Raw genomic sequence first — 20,534 nt, 5'->3', positions numbered from 1 at the left:
CGCTGCGGACGCCGAACGGCGGAGGGTCCTGATTTTGACACAACCGGTCCGATGGTGCGAGAGGGTTTTTTCCCGTCTTGACGGACGGTCAACTGTGAGCAAAAGAGAGAAAACCGGACATCAAGTAACTGTGTTGAAAGTCGGCGGGCGCCGGTTAGTTTGCTCGTCTAACGTCTGTGTCGGGCACGTCCGAACGGTCGGAGGGAAATGCGTCGTGGCGATGACCGTCGGCAAGCTGAAGGAATGGCTGGGTGGTCTCGCTTCGGTGCGGGACCTGACCCTTCCCGACGATCTCCCGGCGGGTCTCGGCGATCTCGGGAACGCGGTGAACATCGATGCCCTGACGGGTTGGTTCGCCGCGGGAAAAAAGCTCACCGACATCGAGCCGGACCCGGATAGTCTGTGCCTGAGTGGCACCATCGCGGCTGGCACGCCGACTATTTCCCTGTGGTTCTTCGCCGCCGATGCTCCGGCCGCTCCGGCCGCTCCGGCCGGGAATGCGGAGGGCGCCGAGGTCATCGGTGTCCAGATCGCGCTGTCGCTGGCGAGCCATCCCGTGCTGTCGGTGCTCAGCGACATCGGGCTGAACGACGTCCAGCTCGTCTACCAGATCAATCAGCTGGACGGCGCGACCGTCCGCGAGCTTGCCGTCCAGGCGGAGCTGGCCCCCAAGGACGGCACCCCGCTCGCCCTGACGTGCGCGCTCGACTTCAGCGGCGCGCAGGCGAGCTTCGAGTTCATCGTCCAGCCCGAGGTGGGGCAGGGGTGGCCCGTCGCCGCCGCGTTCTTCGGGCTGTTCGGCGCCAAACCGCCGCCCGTGCTGACCGGCATCGAGCTTCACCGGCTGATGGTGGCCTACGACCACGGCTCCGGAATGTCGGGGTCGGGATTCCGGGTGGAGGTGGACGCCGGCTTCCCGCTGGGCGATGTCACGGCCGACCTCGATCTCCAGGCGAAGCTGACCCGCCGGTCCGACAGGTCCGGCTACGACCAGGAGTACGGCGGCCGCCTGCTGCTGGACGTGCCGACCGAGGACGGCGACCGCACGCTGACGTTCACCGTCACCGACGCCCAGAACGCGGACTTCACCGCGAGCTGTGAGGACTCCCGGGGCGTGTCCCTCGCCGATCTTGCCTGGTTGCTGGGCCTGACGGACCCCTCCACCGACGACGTGCTTGCCAAGCTCGGCACCATCACCAAGCTCACGGTGGGGTACGCCACGGCTCGCCGGTCGGTCGTGCTCGCCGTGGGCGAGGCCGGTGGCGGTTCGCTCGTCGTCGTGTCCGACAGGCCGGCCTCCGGTGAACGGGCCTGGGTGGGCAGCCTGAGTCTGGGGCTGCATGCCGGGCTGTCGGACATCCCGCTGCTGCACGGCCGGATTCCCGCCGGCGAGGACGTCGCCCTGCGCGGGATCGGCCTGCTGGTCGCCTCCGCGGACCTGCCCGCCGTCCGCGTCGGTCAGCTCAACGCGGCGCTGACGGCGAGTGACCCGGCGTTGCCGCTGCTGCCCATCGACGGGATGCGCAAGGGGCTCGCCCTCACGGTGCAGGTCCAGCTGCCGGGCCGGACCGCGCCGACCACGCTCGCCGTCCGCGGTGGCAGTGGTGGCAGTGGTGGTGGTGTCGTGACTTCGGCTCTCGAACCCGCCCGGTCGCAACGCGCCCCGCGGGGCGGCGAACTCGCCGCGGGCGGCTCCGGCGGGCTGCCCCTGGTCGCCTGGATCGACGTGCAGCGTTCCATCGGCCCGCTGCACGTGCGCCGCGTCGGCGCCGGCTACGCCGACGGCACCGTCTGGGTCCTGGTCGACGCCTCCCTGGGCCTGGCCGGGCTCACCGTCGGCGTCGTCGGACTGGGCCTCGGCACGGAGCTGTCCGACCTGACGAACGTGCAGGCCCGGCTGGACGGGCTGACCGTCGCCTACAGCCGGCCGCCGTTGACGATCAAGGGCGGCCTGGTGAACCGGCCCCCGGACGCCACCTACGACACCCTGATCGAGGGCGTCCTGGCGGTCGCGGCCCAGGACTGGGGGCTGACGGCGCTCGGCGCGTTCGCGCGGGCCAGGGCACATCCCGACGAGCCGTCGATGTTCCTGTTCGGCCGGATCAGCGGCGAGTTCGGCGGGCCGCCGCCGATCGACATCACCGGCATCATGGCCGGCTTCGGCCTCAACACCGACCTGCGTCTGCCCCAGGGCGACCAGGTCGTCCAGTTCCCGTTCCTGGCGGACATGACCACCACCGACCCGGACACCGACCCGCTGACGGTGCTGTCCGGCCTGATGGGCGGCGCGGACGCCTGGGTCCGGCCCGCGTCCGGGGCGCTGTGGTTCGCCGCCGGCCTCGCCTTCAACGTCGTCGGGTTCCTCGACGGCCAGGCGCTGCTCGTGCTGGAGGTCGGCGACGACTTCGCCGTCGCGGTGCTCGGCACGGCGGCGGCCCGGTTCCCCAAGGATGCGGGCCTGCCGGCCTACGCGCGGGCGCGGCTGGGGATCTCGGCCACCTACCGGGCCAGCGAACGCGTCCTGAAGGTGGCCGCGCAGCTCGCCCCCGGCTCCTTCCTGCTGTCCGAGGCGTGCGTGCTGACCGGCGGGTTCGCCCTCTACGTGTGGTTCGACGACGCGCACGCCGGCGACTTCGTGCTGACGCTGGGCGGCTACCACCCCGGCTACCCGGTGCCGGCGCACTACCCGCGGGTGCCGCGGCTGGGCTTCTCCTGGCCGGTCACCGCGGAGCTGAGCATCAGCGGTGGATCGTACTTCGCGCTGACCCCCGGGGCGATCATGGCCGGCGGTGGGCTGGACGTCGACTACCGGTCCGGCAACCTGCACGCCTGGCTGACCGCGCACGCCGACATTCTGATCGAGTGGGCGCCGTTCCACTTCGACGCCGGGATCGGCGTGAGCATCGGCGTCAGCTACCTGCTGGACCTCTGGTTCGTCCGCAAGACCATTCGGGTCGAGGTCGGCGCGTCGCTGCGGCTGTGGGGGCCGCCGACGGCCGGCGAGGTCACCGTCCACCTGTGGTTCGTCTCGTTCAGCATCGCCTTCGGCGACCGCGGCGGCGGCGGCGACGGGCCGGCGCCCTGGTCGGACGTGGTCGCCCAGCTTCCCGCGCCGGACGACGCCATCCGGTTGATCCCGCTGGATGGGCTGACGCCGCAGCGGGCAAAGGACGATCATGGTGGCGAGCTGTGGATCGTCGGCCCCGGCGCCTTCTCGTTCGCCGTGCGGGCCGCCATCCCCGCGAGCATCCTGCAGCTCGACGCGGACGGGCCGACCCGGATCGACGGCCACAACGTCAACATCCGCCCCCGCCGCGACGAGGGCCGGGACCTGGCCTCCGTCCTCACCGTCATGCTGACCAAGCACGGTCAGGCGCACGCCCTGGGCGCCTGGTACCAGGGCGACCGAACGGCGCAGAATCGGGCGAACCTGCCCGCCGCGCTGTGGGGTCCCTACGACGGACGGCTGACCACCGGCAGCGCGCAGCGGGTGGACGACCAGCTCATGGGCGTCGACCTGCGGCTGCCGCCGCCCATCGTGGGCAGCACCCCGGGGCCGATCCTGGCCGGGACGATCGCCCACGACGACCGCCGGCCCGACGGGGAGCTGCCGCTGCGGCAGCCCACGGCCGCGCGGCTGGTCCCCGACCCGAGCGACGACACCTCCCCCGACCTCGGCGACATCGCGGCCCAGCTGACGGGCACCCTGGTCGACCAGTCCCGGGACCGACTGTTCGCGGCGATGGGTGACCTGGGCGTGAGCCCCGGCACCAACGGCCGGCTCAGCGCCGAGGACGCGCTGGTGGCGGGCGACCTCACCGTGAAGCCGGCGGGCACCGTCCCGGGCACGCCGACGGCCAGCGAGCGGCTGTACGTGCTGGGCGCCGGGCAGACCGTGACGCCGGTCGACGCCCAGAGCCTGATCCCCTACGAGCCCTTCACCCTGCGGTACCCGAACCCGACGCGGCTCGCCGTCAGCCCCGACGGCAGGCTCCTGTGCGTCGCCGGGGCGACCGAGGTGCACGTCGACGTCTTCGACATCTCCGCCAACCCGGCGAGGGCGGCCCGCGACCTGAACCCCGCCACCCCGCCGGAGCTGGGACGCCACGCCCGGGGAGTGTCCTTCTCGCTGGACTTCCCCCTGGCCTGCGTCGCCGGCGCGCACCCGAACCAGGTGACGATCCTGCGCCTGCGCGGCGGGAACCCGATCAGGCAGGGCGTCTACGACCTGGGCGACACCACGCCTGCCGACCTGGTGTCCGCCGACAGAATCGACCCCTGGTCGGTGTATGTCGCCCAGCCGGGCGAGGACAACGTGCTCGTGCTCGACGTCAGAGACGCGGACGCCCCCACTCCGGCGGGGGATCCGATGCCCGCCGGACCCGCCCCCACACGGCTGGCCCTGGACCCGGGGCAGCGCTGGCTCTACGCGCTGAACGCGGGAAGCGGCACCGTCACCGTCATCGACCTCACCTGGCGCCGGGTGATCGCGACCCTGCCCACCGGCTCCGGGCCGAGCGCCCTCGTCGCCTCCGCGGACGGCACCAGGCTGTACGTGGCCGCCGCCACCACCGGCACGGTGTCGGTCTTCGACGTGTCCGGGGCGGTGCCGCGGGAGGCGGGCGAGCCCGTCTGGGTCGGGCCGGAGCCGATCGCGCTCGCCGTGTCCACCGCCGGGGACCGCCTGTACGTCGCCCGGGCGCACAGCCGGGAGGTCGGGGTCGTGGACGTCAGCGCCACGCCGCCGGTCCTGCTGCCCGTCACCATCGCCCTCACCGACGATCCGGTGGCGCTCGCCGTCACCGTGCCACCGCCGGTGACCACCCCCGGCCCCCAGAACTCCGGAGGTGCCCCGGCATGAGCCGCATCAACTACGCCGCCGATCCCGACCCGTCGTTGAACGTCCAGTTCTTCGACTCGCTCGTGCCGGAGATCACCGCCGGGCGGTACACCATCGCCGCCTACCAGACCCTCACCCACGACGGGGCCGCGGTCGACCAGGGTTACCTGCCCACCGCCACGGCACCGAAGGCTCAGCAGGTGGAGGTCCGCGCCCCGCGCTTCGGCGTGCAGCCGGACTGGATTCACGGCACGTACCCGACCCCGGGCGCCACCGGCCGCTACGACGACGTCCTGCCGCACGTCACCCTCACCCGGCCGACGCTGCCCTGGGAACGCGACGAGACCACGAGTGGGGACGGTTCGCGCCTGCCCTGGCTGGCCCTGCTCGTCCTCGCCGAGGGCGAGCTGCCCGCCGACCCGCACTGCCTCGGCGGCACCGAGCCGCGCACGGTCGCGCAGCTCAGCGACCCCGCCGAACGCCTGCCCGCCGACGCCGGCGTCGTCCTGCCCGCCTTCGACCAGGACACCGACCCGATCGCGGCCGAGGACCGCGACCAGGTGTGCCGCACGGTCCTGCTGCCCGGGTCCGTCTTCCACGCGGTCGCCCCCACCGAGGCCGAGCTGCCCCTGCTCACCCACGTCCGCTGGGTCAACGAGCAGCACCAGCACGTCACCCTCGCCGAGGACCTGATCTCCGTCGGCGACTACGCGGTCGTCATCGGCAACCGGCTGCCCCGCGCCACCGGCGGGCGATACGTCGCGCACCTGGTCTCCCTGGAGGGCTGGCAGTCCTACCTGCCCGACCCCGACGACGAGACGTACCGCGGGCCCGAGCAGAACCTGCGGCTGGTGTCGCTGTGGTCGTGGTCGTTCGAGACGCTCGTCGACCACACGCCCGGTTTCGCCGCCCTCACCGAGCACTTCGTCGACACCGAGGGCGACCGGGGAACCGCGCTGCTGCTGCGCCTGCCGCCCGGTGGGGCCGCGCCGTCGGGGGCCGACCATCAGGAGGTCGACGATCGGCTGCGCGCCGGCTATGTACCGATCTCGTGTCGCACCGAGGCGGGGCGCGCCACCTTCGGCTGGTACCGGGGCCCGCTCATCCCCGTTCCCGCCGGGGCGCCGGCCGCGCGGGACCGCCGCAAGTGCGCGGCCGAGGCGCTGGTGGTCCTGGCGGAGTACGGCGTGTTCGACCTCAGCCTCGCGACCGCGTTCACCGCCGGTCGCGGCGTTGCCCTCGCCAACCGCCAGTTCTGCGCGGCGCTGCTGCGGCTGCGCGGCCAGGTGGGCCAGGCGGCGCGGCAGGCCCTGGGCGCCGGGGCGGACGGGCCGCGGGCGCGGGCGCGGGTCGAACATCTCGTGACGAACGGGCTGGCCGACCGCCTCGGCGAGATCCTGGCCGCGCCGGGGGGCCGCCGCCTCGCGGGCCGTCAGCCGGCAGGCGAGGTCACGCCGGTCACGCCGGTCACGCCGGTCACCCCGGTTGCGGCGGCGATGGAGCTGCCGGCCACCGCCGGGCTCACCACCCGGCGGCTGCGCGCCGAGCCGGAGCTGCGCGCCCGGCTCGGCGCGAGGATTTCCCGCCTCGCGGACGACGGGCAGCCCGACGACGACCTCACCCTCGTCCGGAATCGACTGATCGCGCTGCGCAGCCTGGTGGGTGTGCCGTTCGCGCACCTCGTGGCCGACGCCCGGATGCTGCCGGTGGAGAGCGTGCGCTTCTTCCACGTGGACCCCGAGTGGACCGACAGCCTGCTCGAAGGCGCGCTCAGCGTCGGTCTCTCCCACTCCTTCGACCTCGTCGCCGACGAGGAGCTCTTCGGCCCCGACGGGCAGGCACCGCTGCCCGCGCCCGCCGGGCCGATCACCGGACTGCTGCTGCGCTCCCGGCTGGTCAGCGGCTGGCCAGCGCTGGAGATCCGTCCGTATGCGGACCCGGTGGCCACCGACGGCGAGAAGGCGTTGCCGATCGTGCGCCGCGAGACCCTCGCCGACGACGTCCTGCTCGTTCTCATCGAGGGTGTGCCGGGCCGGGTCGAGCTCGCCGAACCGCAGCAGGGCGTCCACTTCGGCATCGACCAGCCGGATGAGGGCGGCAGCGACGACCCGATCGAGGACGGCATCATCCGCCTGCGCTCGCTCGACCCCGCGCTCGCGCCACTGGGGCAGGAGCTGGATCGCCGGCACTACCCGTTCCCAGCCACGCCCGGACTACGCGCCTACGTGCGGGCGCCGGGGGCGGGCAGCCCTGACGAGGTGCTGCGGGTCGCGCGTCTCGCCGCCGGGCTGACCTCCGCGCTGGGCCGGGACCACCCGCTCACGCCGAGCGAGTTCGCCATTCAGATGATCAACGCCGCCCAGCGCCGCACCTTCACCACCGAACCCGCCCGCGCCACCGAACCGCGGAGCACTTCCGTGGGGACGGGAGACACCAGCCATGGCTGACGCCGAGACCACGATCATCGTCCCGGTGAACGTGGACGCCCTGGTGGTCAACCAGGCCGTGCGCGAGCGCGGCGGCCAGGGCTTCCGCCGCTGGCGGCCGAACTTCTCCCTGCTGCGCCACAGCCGTAGCCCCGAACCGGACCCGTTCACCAACGAGGAGAAGTGGAACGCCACCCAGGACGGCGAGTCCGACGACGCCTACAAGCAGCACGATGGCGTGTACGTGCGCTGGGAGCTGCCCGAGGCGCTGCGCCAGGGCGCTGCCCGCGAGCCGGGCGGGGGCACGGAGTTCCCACTCGTCCCGAACCGCTGGCTCGTCGTCCGGCATGCGCCCGACGACCCCGAGCTGACCACCGGCTGGGTGGTGGAGAGCGACTTCCTGGACGCCCGTAAGGGCACATCTCCGTTTCTCCATCCCGTTCGGACCGGCGTCCGCGACCCCACGTCGACGCCGTACCGCTCGACGATCGTGACGACGCGGCTCGGCCGGGCCCTCGACATCGGCCCGGCCGGCACCGCCTGGCACGAGCCCACCGACCCCGACCGCGCGGAGCTGTTCCTCACCGCGGTGGGGCCGGGCCTGCTGACCTTCTCCGCCTACCAGCCGTACCACGGCAACGTGTTCTCGCTGCATGACCCGCTGACCGGCGTTGACTGGCCCACGACCCTGAACTACCAGGTCATCGGCTGGTACTCGGACCCGGCGCAGGAGGAGCTGACCCGCCGGCTGCGAACCGCCTCGGTGGCCGACGTGCTGGCCGCGCTGAACTGGACGATCGCCGACCTCCCCGACGGGTGGACGCCGCGGAGCACCACCTACTGCGGCCGAGCCGTCGGCGTCGGGTGGAATCCTGGCGGGATCCCGGACTCGGACCGCCCGGAGTCCAGCGATGTCCGGGACAAGATCGCGGTGGGCAGCAGCGTCGACGAGGCCCACGCCGCCCTGCTCGCCGCGTCCGGGGATCTCGGTGACGCCGACCCGGCGCTCCTGCACGCGCTCGGCCGCGGCCTGCTGGACGTCCTCGACGGCCCGGACGGCGACATCGACACCGCGCAGGCCCTGCATCGCGGGTGGTTCCAGCGGTTGCCCGGCGGCTACGGCTGGCACCTCGCGGACTCCGCCGACCTGGGGAACACCTCGGGTGACCCCGCGTCGGTCACCTGGTCCGGCACCGCCCCCGGCTACGAGGGCTGGCTGGCGCGGCTCAACACCGACCAGAGCGCCCACGACACCGCCGCACGTGACCTCGTCGCGTTCCAGAAGCGGCTGTACGCGCTGTGGTGGATGCACGGACTGCCGCTCATCCCACCGCAGTACACCCGGGAGCAACTGCGCGCCGAGATCGATCCGGCGAACGACGCGAGCCTCGCCGCCGAGGTGACCAGGCGCCTCGCCGATCTGGCGGACCTGCAGGCGAAAGTGCCGCACGGCGCGGACGCCGAGGAGCTGGCGCGGTCCATCGCCGCGTACGTCGCCGAGCACCCGCTGCCCGCCGGCTACGAGCTGCGCCGGTCCGCGTTGCCGCCGTTCTACCAGGTCACCGATCCCACCGTTGTGCTGGCGGGAGCGAAGAGTCAGGCGGCGCACGCCTCGCTGACGGGTGCCGGGACGCTCGCCTGCCGGCTGGCCGCGCAGATTCTCGGCGACACCCGGCCTGGTGGACCGCTGCCAGACGCCTTCGCGTCGTTGCGGGCCGACGGGCTGCCGCCGATCGCGGCGGCGCTGCTGGGCGAGCTCCTCTACCTGCTCGACCCGGCCCACGCGGGCTCGATTCCCCCGCAGCTCGCGCCGCAGCCGTGGCGGCAGCCCTGGAAGCCGCTGCTGTACCAGTGGCGGGTCCGGCACTGGCCCGTCCCTTACGGCGACCCGGCCGCGCCGAACTGGCGCTTCGACGGCAGCCGCTACCACTGGCAGGCGGGCTCCGCCGCCGCCGCGGCGCAGGTGACGGGACGCCGGTTCCTCGTCCCGCTGGCCCAGCACACCCTGGGCAGCGCGCTGGACCGGCTCGCCGCCGAGCGGCCCGCCGCCGCGGGTGCGGCGTTCACCGTCGCCGCGGCACAGATCCGGGACCTGGACCTGCTGTCCCAGAGCCTGGACGGGCTCACCGACGCGTTCGCGTTGCGCGACCCCGCGCCGGGCCTGCGCCCACCCGGCGCGATCGGCCGCCTCATCGGCGACGCCTTCGACCACCTGCCCGCCCCGGGGCCGCTGCCCGAGCCGTTCAAGGGCTGGCAGCCGTCCGGATTCACCCAGATCCGGGCCGGCCAGTTCGCCCTGGCCGCCCTGAGTGTCGTCGACGAGTTCGGCCAGACCCTCGACGTTCTGCACTACGGCGACCAGGACTACCTGATTCCCGCGGTCGCGGACAGCCTGCGTCCCGATGGCCGGTACGCCGACCCGCACCTGTCCGACCGTTTCGTCCAGCTTCCGCCGCGGCTGCTCCAGCCCGCCCGGCTGCGGTTCGACTTCGTGGCCGAGCACGACGACGACCACCTGGTCGACCTGACCCCGGACACCACCCCGGTCGGTGGGTGGATCATTCCGAACTACGTCGACCGCTCGCTGCTCTGCTATGCCCCGACCGGGGCGGCCCTCGGCGAGCTGCGGGTCGAACTCGTCGCCGGCGCCGACGGCGAGCCGCCCACGGCCGTCGTCGGCTGGGGGCCGCTGCCGGATTCGCAGGTCGGGACGATCGACGAGCTGCGCGACGACCGGCCGCAACTCCATGCGTTCGCCCGGGAGCTGGTCGCCCGGGGGCCGGCGGCCTTCACCGACCTGCTGTCCACCGTCGATCAGGCGCTGGCCGGTATCGACCCCGGCGACCCGTTCGGCGACGAGGTGCTCGGCGCGTTGCTCGGACGTCCCCTGGCCCTGATCCGCGCCAGGCTCGGCTTCGAGCTGGACGGTCCGCCGATCACCGACGCCGGCTGGCGCTACGCGTTGGACTGGCGGGCGTTGACCCAGTGGCGCGAGCGACGCGCCGCTGGCCACGGCGCGCCGCCGGAGATGGCCCACCTGGACTACCGGTGGCCCATCCGGCTCGGCAACGCCGGCCAGCAGGGCGACGGGCTCATCGGCTACTTCGCCGAATCGGACTACACGACGTTCTACGCGGTGGCCACTCCCGACACCGCCGAACCCACCGGCTACGTCACCGCGATCGACGGCGTGAACTGGCCGACCCTGGCGGCGGACTCCACCGAACGGACGCACCTCACCCTGCTGGTCGACCCGCGCGCCGCCGTCCACGCCACCACGGACCTGCTGCCCGCCACCGAGCTGCTGCTGCCGTCCCGGTTCACCCGCACGGCGATGGCCGCGATGAGCGTGGCGCTGCGACTGAGCCCGGTGCTGACCACGACCCGCGCGGTGCCGTCCGACGCGCCGGGCGCCGACGGCCAGGGCGGGCCGGCCGGCCTCGTCGACGCCATCGCCCTGCCGCATCCCACCTCCGCGCAGGGCACGTGGGACTGGGCCGAGCTGGTCGTCCCCGACGTCGACGGCGCCCCGACCGGCTGGGTCCACCAGCCGATCGTCCAGAGCGACCAGACCGCCCGACTGGACGAGGACGGCCCGGTCATCCGCACCGGCCACCTGCGCCTGTCCGGCGGCTTCGACGCGCCGTGACCTTCGTATCCACTCCCGAGAGGAGCCGTCGCGCCATGAGCGAATCGGACATCGGCAAGCCCCTGCTGGACTACGCCATCATCAGCGAGCCGTACCCGCTGTACGCGGCGGTCGGTACCGCAACCCCGTCGGCGACCCTGCACCTCGTGGTGTCCAACGGTGGTGGCGAGACCGTCTACTGCCGGGAGATCGTCTTCTCGCTGCCCCAGGGCGACCTGGCCCAGAGCCTGGTGGACGCCGATCTGGGGGACGGCACGGCGAGCGCCGACGGGTGGACGGTGGAACGGATCGAGGCCGGCGCGGACATCGCCCTGCCCGACGGGGACTACGCGAACTTCGTGGCCCGGGCGGCCGGAGGGAACGGCAACCCCCTGGACGTCTCGGGCATCACCATCACGCTGACCAACCTGTCGATCAGCACCCAGCCGGGCACGGCCCGGGTGGAGGTCCGCGAGACGGCGACCCTGGACCAGGGGAACTGGCCGGACAGCCCCGGTTTCACCACCCTGCCTATCACCAAGTTCCCCGCCCCGCGGATCCCGGTGCAGAGTGTCGGCGACTTCCACGCCGACCAGCCCGAGGCGAACTCCGGCGGCAACATCCGCCTCACCTGGCGTGGCCCGGACACCCTCGAGTACACCATCCTGCACGGCTCGGGGGCGAAACCGGCCTACGGGCAGTCGGAGACCACCACCGACCTCCAGTGGAAGGGAACGATCCTGCGGGACACCACCTTCCACCTCAGCTACGTCGTCGGCGACACGACCCATTACCTGACCACGACCGTCACGGTCCCGAATCCGGAGCTCACCGCACTGACGGTCGACGGGGACGTCTCCGCCCGCTCCGCGCTGACCGTCTCCGGGAACGTCTCCGCCTGGTCCGCGCTGACCATCTCCGGAAACGTCTCCGCCCGCTCCGCGTTGACGGTCTCCGGGGACCTCACCGCGCAGTCCACGCTCAACGCGAACGGGTCGCTGTACGCCAACCACGATCTCACGGTCGGCTACGGCAACCAGAACAAGCTGACGACCTCCGGCCTCAATGGGTTGAAGATACTGGGCGACCTGACCGTCAACGGCAGTCTCACCGGAAACGGCGGGGCCGAGTTCACCGCGAGCGAGAATATCGTGCGCATCCGGGAGCTGCGGGGCCCGTACGGCAAGGACCTGACCATCAACAGCACCGTCCGGGTACTAAAAGATTGCGGTTTCACCATCGCCGGTAACACTGTCCTCCGCGATGGGGACAGCATCGGCCTGCAGAACAACCAGAAGTCCGGCTGGCTCTACGCGGCCGACTACAAATACGACTCCGATCGCGCCTATGTGTTCAGGTGGAATCCGGGTTACCGGGTGGGCGGGGACAGCTGGCGGGTGACGCGCGATTAGCAACTCGGGGTGCGGCGGGGTTCGAGGCCGAGGCGGCGGACGATGGCTCGATCCTCGTCGGCGATCATCTGTCGGGTGACCGCGGCGTCCTGGATGAGTCGGGAGCCGTGGAAGGTGCCGGGGTAGAGGTGCAGTTCGGTGGGGACTCCGGCCTGGACGAGCCGTTGTGCGTAGGAGAGGCCCTCGTCGCGTAACGGGTCGAACTCGCAGACCGCGATGAACGCGGGTGGCAGGCCCGACAGGTCCTGCGCGCGGGCCGGCGCGGCGTAGGCCGGCACGTCCGCATCAGACCCGCCGGCGCGGTCGCCGAGGTAGTAGCGCCAGGTGAGCGCGACTTTTGCGCTGTCCCACATCGGCGTGTCCGTGAACGTGCGCATCGACACGGTGCCGAGACGGTCGTCGAGTTTGGGGGCGGTGAGGAACTGGAAGCACAGGGCCGGGCCGCCGCGGTCGCGGCTGAGCAGGGCCAGCGCGGCGGCGAGGCACGCACCCGCGCTGCCACCGGCGACGGCGATGCGCGCCGGATCCACGCCCAGGCTCGGCCGGGCCTCGCGGGCCAGCCAGGTGAGCGCGGCGTAGCAGTCGTCGAGCGCGGCCGGGTAGGGGTGTTCGGGCGCGAGCCGGTAGTCGACGCTGAGCACCACACAACCCAGCTTCGCGAACCGGAGCGCCTCGGAATGCGCCATGTCGAGATCGCCGAGAATGAAACCGCCGCCGTGCAGGAAGAGCACCGCCGGACAGCCGGCCGGCGCCGCGACGGGACGGTAGATCCGCACCCGGACGTCCGGTGCGTCCGCCAGTCCAGCCGGTCCCGGGATCGCCCGGTCGCTGATCGAGACCGCACCGCCGGAGTCGGGCCGCGGGGCGGCCGCGGTGAGCTCCCGCACCAGCGCGCGAGCCTGCGTGACGTCGGCGATCGGCACGTCGACCAGAAGAGCGACCCAGGGCGCGATTTCCGGGTCGATGGCGTAGCGCACCGGTGATCCTCTCGTCCCTGAGCTGGCCCCGGGACAGGGCGGCTGGCTGTCGGGCCATCGTCGAGTGCGCGACCGTCACGTGTCCACCGGCGCCCCGCGTGCCCTGTCGGTACCGGCGGGCCTGCCCGCGGTCGTAGTCTCCTGGAATGGAAGGGTTGATCCTGCGGCTGGCGGACCTGGACGAGGGTGCGCTGGGCGCGGTGCGGATCATCGCCTTCTTCGACGGCTTCATCGAGCACCAGGCCAGCCTGGAGACCGTGCTGTCGGCGACCGCCCGGTTCGCCGGCTGCGAGGTGGGCCTCGCCGGCGGCTCGGCCCCGCCGCTGGCGGTACGGCCCGGCGGGGGAGTTCCGTTCGCCGGCGACCCGCCCGACGACGCGGTCCGGGCGCGGGCCGGTGACGACCGGTGGGTCTGGCTGGCGCGGCCGGGTCCGCCGCTTCCGCAGGACCGGATGCTCCTGGACCGGCTGGGGCACGCGGTTCTGGCGCTGTCGCCCCGGCCACGGCTCGACCACTCCCGAACTGGTGATCCGGCGCTGCTGGAACTGGTGCTCGGCGCGGGTGCGGACGACGCCGGCCGGGCGCGCGCCCTGCGGCTGCTCGGCATCGAGCCGGCCTGCCCGGTCACGGTCTACGCCGTCCGCTCGCCCGATTCCGATTCCGATCCTGATTCCGAGGCCGAGTTCCTGGCCACCCTGCATCCGTGGGTGCGCGCCGTGCGGATCGGCGACGTGCGCGCGGTGGTCGGGCGGGAGGCGCCGGCCGACGAGCCGAAGATCCCGACCGGCGTGCGGGTGGGGCGATCCGCGCCGGTGCCCGCCTCGGCGGCGCAGCGGGCGTGGCGCGGCGCCCGCACCGCGCTGCGGTTCACCGGGTCCGGGCTGCCGTCGGGGCTCGCCACGCTCGCCGGGGGGTCGGCGCTGGTCACCGAGGAGAGCCTCGGGGTCTGGCGGGACCTCGCCGAGCAGATGCCCCCCGAGCGGCTCGCAGCCTCACCCGACGTCGCGGCGCTGCGGCGGCTCGGCGCCGGACCGCAGGGCCCGCAGACGTTGACCATGCTGGTCGCCGTGGGCGCCACCGCCTCACTGCGGCAGGCCGCGGCCGTGCTGTATGTGCATCACAGCACGCTGATCGCGCGTCTGGCCAAGGCCGAGCGTGTCCTGGGCTTCCCCATCGACACGCCGCAGGGCCGGATCCGGCTGACCGCCGCGCTGATCATCCGGCGGCTCTGCTCGGACCTCGACGCCCCGAATGCTGGCGGCAGGTAGGCCCAGGCCCCTCGTTCGCGCCTACACCACCTACACCACCTACACCACCTACACCGCCTACTCGACCGGTGCGAGCACCCGCTCCGGGCAGGCCGCGGCACCGAGCCGGGCGGCTTCCTCCAGACCCGGTGGCACGTCCAGCTGTGCCACCGCGCCGATGAAACCCTCGTCGTCGAGTTCATAGACGTCGGGGGCCTTGGCGTGGCATTGCGCGTGGCCCTGACAGAACTCGTTGCTGACCGACACCTTCATGGGAGCTCCTCTCAGCTCTGTAGTCATCGCGGCTCCGTAGTCATCGCGGCTCTGTCGTCATCGCGCGGCCGCGGGGCTCAGTCACCGCGGGCGGGCGTGCCCACGTCTTCGCGCGGCCTGGGAGTGAAGCGAACCGGAAGGTGCTTGACGGCGTAGACGTCGCCCGCGTCCGCGAGGCGCTCGACGGGTGCCGCGACCTGCACGTCCGGCAGCCGACGCAACAGCTCGGTGATCATCACACGGAACATGGCCCGCGCGAAGTTCGAGCCCAGGCAGCGATGGACACCCAGCGCGAAGGCCATGTGCCGGTTCGTGCTGCGATCAAAATCGATGTCGTGCGGGCGTTCGAAGGCGCTGGGATCGCGGTTGGCCGCCGCGAACATGAGCATGACCCGGTCGCCCTTCTTGAGCTGGCGGCCGTGGAACTCCGCGTCCCGGGTGACGACGCGGGTGAGCCCCTGCACCGGGGTGTCGTGGCGCAGGAACTCCTCTGTCGCGCTCTCCAGGACGTCCGGGTCCTCGATGAGCCGGCGGCGCAGCGCGGGATCTGCGGCGATGCGCAGGAAGGCATTGCCGGTGAGGCCCGCTGTGGTGTCCATGCCACCCAGCAGGAGGAGCACGACGATGCCGGACAGCTCCTCGTCGGAGAGCTTCTCCCCGTCGATCTCCGCCTCCATGAGATCGCTGAGTACGCCCCTGCCGCGCTGGAGCCGTCGCTGGGCGATCTCCTGGGCGATCGTCCCGTAGATGTTGGCCGCGGACTGAGCGGACCGCTCCGGGGCGTAGGCACGATCATGGATGAGAGAGTGCAGCCAGTCGATCCAGTCCGGCCAGCGGCTCTCGTCGAAGCCGAGGAGCTGCAGAGTCCACCGGGCCGGCAGCGGGGTGAACAGCTGCTCGGCGAGGTCGGCCTCGCCGCTCTCGACGAAGGCGTCGATCAGCTCGGTCGCCGTGCGGCGCAGGGCCGACTCCCGCTGCTCGGCCTCCTTGGGAGACAGGTAGGGAAGTAGTAACTTCCGGTACTTCTGCAGCATCGGCGGGTCGATGTCGATCGGAATGAAGGACACCTCGACCGGCAGGGCGGGAATAGCCTTGCTCATGTGGTTGCTGAAAAGATCCGGGTCTCGACAGGCGTCGAACACGGCCTCATACGAAGTGAAAAGCCAGTAGCCGTCCCAGGCCGAGGACCTGGCCACCGGGCAACGGTTCTGCAGGTCCGCCATGATTTCGTAGTTGTGTTCCCGGAACTTCGGGCTGTGATGGTCCAGATCGGTGTCGCTGAATCCTGCCTCGTCGACGGTCGTCACGGGTCGGCCTTCCATTTCTCGATGATGATGATCGGCCGTGCGGTTAGACCACATCTGCGCACTGTCCCCTCATCTCCGGCACTGCCTCTCATCTCCGGCACTGTCTCCTCGTGCCGTTGATCGGTGGCCGTGGCCAGCCGGTCGACCTGTTCCGCCAGCCTGCTGCGGGACGCGGTCAAGAATCGTGATGAGTGCGAACGGCGGACGATCGTAGGGTGGATGTTCTTCGGTGCCGGGCGGCGTCACCATGCCTGTGCACCCTCGCCGCGCAGCTCGACCGAGGCATGGCCACCGGCGAGTCCCGCCCCGAGCATCACCACGCCGTCCACGTGCATGAGCGCTCCGGACGATGCGCAAGTCTCCGCTGTGCCGCTAGACGAGCAAGTCCTATCTACTAGGGGTCGCAGGAGATTGACTGTGAGTGAAATTTGTGGTGGTCGTACCTAGGTGCGCGGGGAGCGCGTTGCGGTGCGATGCGCACGATCCCGGGGCTCAGGCCGTGCAGAACGCACCGCAACCCGCCTCCGCCCTGGTCCGGACCCACTCGTCCGGTGAGGATGCGATGCGCCTGAACGATTGGGGCGACGCACGGTCATGACCTGGTCGGGGGCCCGGTCACGAGCTCTTCTCCCGAGCTGGCAGGTGCCGGCCGCTGTCCGGTGTGCCGCGCCCGCAGCTGCGCGGAGGCCTGATCGACACGGCGGTGACTGCGGCTCGGCGACGTATGACTGTGGGCTGCGACACGTCCGCAGGCTAAGCTTATTGAGCCGATAAAGTCAATAAAGTTCTATTCGATCATCTCATAGAGATCCAAAGTAGCCGATCTATCGCTTTTGGTAACGTCGGGGGCCCTCCTGTCGTCCATGGCTCCTGGACGGCCACGGCTCACAACGCCTTGATCGCGCAAGTCCTCCTACCATCGGCATGGGGGCGCGCTCGTGTGGACGGGGCCGGGAGCGGATCGTCCTGCCGCCAGACTGGAGACACACGCAGTGGGGAATAGGTTCGAGACACCGGCGAAGATCCTCGATGCGGCGTTGGGGTGCATCGCGGCTCACGGACCGGCCAAGATGTCCCTGCGGGACGTCTCCGCGGCGGCGGAGGTCTCTCGAGGCACGCTCTACCGGTACTTCAAGACCAAAGGCGAGCTGCTCACCGCCATCAGCGAACACGTCCGGCGGGGCGTCAGTGCGGCGCTCGACGAGGCGGTCGCCGAACAGCCGGTCACCTCTGAGCGCCTTCGCGCGACCGCCGACGCCATCATGCACTACGGCGACGACCATCCCGAGGTTTCCAGAGTCATCGAAGCAGAGCCCGCCTTCGCCCTGCAGTTCATCCGCGATATTTTCCCGACCTTCGTGGCCCAGGTGACGGAACTCCTCGAACCCGTTTTCGACGATCTTGCCATAGTTCAGGAAGGCAAGGTGCGGCGAGAGGTCCTCGCGGAACTTCTGCTACGAGCCACGAGTTCGCTTTATCTGATCCCGACCCCCAACCCCGACGAGATGACCGACGCAGTCGTGACCCTGTGGGCTTCCGTCGCCACAGCCGAGAAGGTCGGCGATCCCGCCCCAGAAGACGTCACCTGATTCGCTCCGAAGGTTCTCCATTCAGGGTGCTGGAAATCTTCTCGAGGCCCGATCGGTCGTGACTGCGCGCGAGAATTTCTTCACGCAGAGAGGCCGACCGTCTCCGCGTGCGTCTCCGGGCCTGCACGTAGACACCGTGTCAGATGCGCTGTAGCTTTCCTCGACGCACCCGCCCCGTCAGGACGGGTCTTCGATGACGAGGGGTCTGATCGGCGATGACGACGACGTCTGAGGCGGTGTCCGTGCAGGGCGAGCTGCGGCTTCTGATCGACGGGAAACTCAGCGAGTCGGCGGCGGGCGGCCGCTACGACAACATCAATCCGGCTACCGAGGAAGTCCTCGGCCAGACGACGGACGCCACCGTCGCGGACATGGACCGGGCCATCGCGGCGGCGCGCCGCGCGTTCGACGAGTCGTCGTGGTCGACGGACCGGGAGCTGCGCAAGCGGTGCCTGGCCCAGTTGCAGGCCGCGCTGGAGGACGAGAAGGAGGCGTTGCGGGCGGAGCTCGTCGCCGAGGCGGGCTCGCCGATCGCGGTGACGCACTTCGCGCAGCTCGACTGGCCGCTGGCCGACGGCCTGCGCGGGCCGCTGGAGCTGATCGACGAGTTCCCGTGGGACCGCCCGCTGCCCGACACGAACCTGTTCGGGCCCAGCCGCCGCGCGGTCTGGAAGGAGCCGGTGGGGGTGGTCGCGGCGATCGTGCCGTGGAACTACCCGTTCGAGGTGACGATCAACAAGCTGGGCCCGATCCTGGCCACCGGCAACACGGTGGTGCTCAAGCCCGCGCCGGACACCCCCTGGAACGCCACCCGGATCGGCCGCATCATCGCCGAGCGGACGGACATCCCGGCGGGCGTCGTGAACGTGGTCCCGACCTCCGACAACGCGGTGGCCGAGCTGCTCGTGACCGATCCCCGGGTGGACATGGTGTCGTTCACCGGGTCGACCGGGGTCGGCCGGCGCATCGTCGAACTGTCCGCCGCGACGATGAAGCGGACACTGCTGGAGCTCGGCGGCAAGTCCGCGATGATCGTGCTCGACGACGCCGACCTCGCCTCGGTGCTGCCCGGGGCCGGGCTCGGGGCGTGCCTGCACGCCGGGCAGGGCTGCGCGATGACGACGCGGATCCTGCTGCCCCGCTCCGTCTACGACGAGGGGCTCGCGATCCTCACCGAGGTGTTCCGCAACCTGCCCTACGGCGACCCGAACGACCCGGCGAACCTCTCCGGCCCCCAGATCAACGCCCGCCAGCGCGACCGGGTGCTCGACTACATCGAGATCGGCAAGGCCGAGGGCGCCCGGGTCGTCGCCGGCGGCGGCCGCCCCGCGCACCTGCCGACCGGTTACTACGTCGAGCCGACGCTGCTCGCGGACGTGGACAACGGCATGCGGGTGGCTCGCGAGGAGATCTTCGGCCCGGTGGCCGCCGTGATCCCGTTCGACGACGAGACGGACGCCGTGCGGATCGCCAACGACAACCCGTACGGCCTGTCCGGTGGAGTGTTCTCCGCCTCGCTCGACCGCGGCCTGGCCGTCGCCCGCCGGATCCGCACGGGGAGCATCAACGTCAACGGGGGCAACTTCTACGGCTCGAACGGCCCCTACGGCGGCTACAAGCTGTCGGGCAACGGCCGCCAGGGCGGCATCGAGGGCTTCGAGCAGCACCTGGAGAGCAAGTCCGTCGGCTACGCCGGCTGAGCTGCCGCACCTCCGGGCCACCGGTATCCAGGCGGCCCACCACCTGATCGCACGCACGAGCAGAGGAGCAGGACAATGTCAGGTCGCCTCGAGGGCAAGGTCGCCTTCATCACGGGCGCGGCGCGCGGGCAGGGCCGCAGCCACGCGGTCCGCCTGGCGCAGGAGGGCGCCGACATCATCGCCATCGACATCGTCGAGCAGATCGAGTCGAACCCCTACCCGCTGTCCACCCCGGAGGACCTCGCCGAGACCGTCACGCTGGTCGAGAAGCTCGGCCGGCGCATCATCGCCACCAAGGCCGACGTCCGCGAGCGCGACCAGCTCCGCGAGGCCGTCAACAAGGGCGTCGCCGAGCTCGGCCGCCTCGACATCGTCGTCGCGAACGCCGGCATCCTGCCGATGGCGATGGGCGACCCCCAGGCCACCGACTTCATCGACGCCGTCGACGTCGACCTCATCGGCGTGATGAACGCCGTCGCGGTCAGCGTCCCGCACCTGCCGGACCGCAGCTCCATCATCGTGACCGGCTCGACCGCGGCCATGATGCCCAACACCACCGACAACCCCGCGATGGGGCCGGGCAGCGCCGGCTACGGCTGGGCAAAGAAGATCCTCATCGGCTACGTCGAGGAGATGGCGCTCCACCTGGCCTCGAAGTTCATCCGGGTCAACGCCATCCACCCGACCAACGTCAACACCCACCTGCTCCACAACGACGGGCTGTACGCGCAGTTCCGGCCGGACCTGGAGAACCCGACCCGGGAGGACGTCGAGCCCGCGTTCGTCATGTTCCAGGCGATGCCGATCCCCTACGTCGAGCCGGTCGACATCTCCAACCTGGTGCTGTTCCTCGCCTCCGACGAGTCCCGGTACATCACCGGCCAGCAGATCCGGGTCGACGCCGGCTCGTTGCTCAAGTTCCCGAACGGCCCCACGGGCTGATCGCCGCCGAGCCCTGCGGAAGGCAGTGTTCGGGTTGCGTCGAGGCGCTCGCCGAGCACCGCCTTCCACGAGGTTCCGGCGTCCGAGGTTCCGGCATCAGAGTTTCCGGCATCAGAGGTTCCGGGGCCGCTCAACGGTTTTGTGTGGGGTCGAGGAGGGTCTCGAGGGGTTGGGTGTAGGGGTTGCGGCGGGG

General features: G+C 71.5%; 11 protein-coding genes. 8 read left to right on the top strand and 3 right to left on the bottom strand.

The features are described from left to right. Positions 1–220: 220 nt before the first annotated feature. The 4 genes from NBZ83_RS09260 to NBZ83_RS09245 are packed head-to-tail and all read left to right on the top strand — an operon-like array spanning position 221 to position 12,306. Positions 221–4,861, top strand: a complete 4,641-nt coding sequence (locus NBZ83_RS09260; RefSeq protein ID WP_261574768.1) for a YncE family protein — start codon at positions 221–223, stop codon at positions 4,859–4,861. Further along, positions 4,858–7,287, top strand: coding sequence for a hypothetical protein (locus tag NBZ83_RS09255; RefSeq protein ID WP_261574761.1), 2,430 nt, complete (start codon positions 4,858–4,860; stop codon positions 7,285–7,287). The genes NBZ83_RS09260 and NBZ83_RS09255 overlap by 4 nt, the downstream gene beginning before the upstream one ends. Next, entirely contained in the window at positions 7,280–10,915 is a 3,636-nt protein-coding gene (locus NBZ83_RS09250) for a hypothetical protein (protein WP_261574760.1), read from the top strand. The genes NBZ83_RS09255 and NBZ83_RS09250 overlap by 8 nt, the downstream gene beginning before the upstream one ends. 35 nt (positions 10,916–10,950) lie before the next feature. After that, positions 10,951–12,306: a ricin-type beta-trefoil lectin domain protein gene (locus NBZ83_RS09245; protein WP_261568366.1), complete on the top strand. Its 1,356-nt coding sequence runs from the start codon at positions 10,951–10,953 to the stop codon at positions 12,304–12,306. Here the strand turns inward: NBZ83_RS09245 and NBZ83_RS09240 are convergent. Beyond that, positions 12,303–13,283 (bottom strand): alpha/beta hydrolase, encoded by a 981-nt coding sequence (locus NBZ83_RS09240; protein ID WP_261568365.1) that lies wholly within the window; start codon positions 13,281–13,283, stop codon positions 12,303–12,305. The two genes, NBZ83_RS09245 and NBZ83_RS09240, sit on opposite strands and share 4 nt — an antisense overlap. A gap of 146 nt (positions 13,284–13,429) precedes the next feature. On the opposite strand from NBZ83_RS09240, the gene NBZ83_RS09235 reads away from it, so the two are divergent. Continuing rightward, positions 13,430–14,551, top strand: coding sequence for a PucR family transcriptional regulator (locus NBZ83_RS09235; protein WP_261574759.1), 1,122 nt, complete (start codon positions 13,430–13,432; stop codon positions 14,549–14,551). 57 nt (positions 14,552–14,608) lie between these two features. Here the strand turns inward: NBZ83_RS09235 and NBZ83_RS09230 are convergent, their stop codons facing one another. Next, positions 14,609–14,803, bottom strand: coding sequence for a ferredoxin (locus NBZ83_RS09230; protein WP_261568363.1), 195 nt, complete (start codon positions 14,801–14,803; stop codon positions 14,609–14,611). Between the two features lie 77 nt (positions 14,804–14,880). After that, positions 14,881–16,110, bottom strand: coding sequence for a cytochrome P450 (locus tag NBZ83_RS09225; RefSeq protein ID WP_261574758.1), 1,230 nt, complete (start codon positions 16,108–16,110; stop codon positions 14,881–14,883). Between the two features lie 1,070 nt (positions 16,111–17,180). On the opposite strand from NBZ83_RS09225, the gene NBZ83_RS09220 reads away from it, so the two are divergent. The 3 genes from NBZ83_RS09220 (at position 17,181) to NBZ83_RS09210 (ending at position 20,341) form a co-directional block, all read left to right on the top strand. After that, the gene (locus NBZ83_RS09220; RefSeq protein ID WP_438803300.1) at positions 17,181–17,699 is read left to right on the top strand and encodes a TetR/AcrR family transcriptional regulator; all 519 of its coding nucleotides are present in this window, start codon (positions 17,181–17,183) and stop codon (positions 17,697–17,699) included. Positions 17,700–17,914: 215 nt separating this feature from the next. Beyond that, complete coding sequence (locus tag NBZ83_RS09215) at positions 17,915–19,399, top strand: aldehyde dehydrogenase family protein (protein WP_261568361.1); 1,485 nt, start codon at positions 17,915–17,917, stop codon at positions 19,397–19,399. A gap of 75 nt (positions 19,400–19,474) precedes the next feature. Further along, positions 19,475–20,341 (top strand): mycofactocin-coupled SDR family oxidoreductase, encoded by an 867-nt coding sequence (locus NBZ83_RS09210; RefSeq protein ID WP_261568360.1) that lies wholly within the window; start codon positions 19,475–19,477, stop codon positions 20,339–20,341. The last annotated feature ends 193 nt before the right edge of the window (positions 20,342–20,534 follow it).

This window comes from Frankia gtarii (genome assembly GCF_025403375.1).
Lineage (GTDB): Bacteria > Actinomycetota > Actinomycetes > Frankiales > Frankiaceae > Frankia > Frankia gtarii.
The sequence above is the reverse complement of the archived record's forward strand: the minus strand, read 5'-3'. Positions and strand labels throughout refer to the sequence as shown.

Coding starts and splice junctions, on each gene's coding strand:
- NBZ83_RS09250 (WP_261574760.1), top strand. CDS start 7,280: ATGGCTGACGCCGAGACCACGATCATCGTCCCGGTGAACGTGGACGCC.
- NBZ83_RS09245 (WP_261568366.1), top strand. CDS start 10,951: ATGAGCGAATCGGACATCGGCAAGCCCCTGCTGGACTACGCCATCATC.
- NBZ83_RS09215 (WP_261568361.1), top strand. CDS start 17,915: ATGACGACGACGTCTGAGGCGGTGTCCGTGCAGGGCGAGCTGCGGCTT.
- NBZ83_RS09210 (WP_261568360.1), top strand. CDS start 19,475: ATGTCAGGTCGCCTCGAGGGCAAGGTCGCCTTCATCACGGGCGCGGCG.
- NBZ83_RS09235 (WP_261574759.1), top strand. CDS start 13,430: ATGGAAGGGTTGATCCTGCGGCTGGCGGACCTGGACGAGGGTGCGCTG.
- NBZ83_RS09260 (WP_261574768.1), top strand. CDS start 221: ATGACCGTCGGCAAGCTGAAGGAATGGCTGGGTGGTCTCGCTTCGGTG.
- NBZ83_RS09220 (WP_438803300.1), top strand. CDS start 17,181: ATGTCCCTGCGGGACGTCTCCGCGGCGGCGGAGGTCTCTCGAGGCACG.
- NBZ83_RS09230 (WP_261568363.1), bottom strand. CDS start 14,803: ATGAAGGTGTCGGTCAGCAACGAGTTCTGTCAGGGCCACGCGCAATGC.
- NBZ83_RS09255 (WP_261574761.1), top strand. CDS start 4,858: ATGAGCCGCATCAACTACGCCGCCGATCCCGACCCGTCGTTGAACGTC.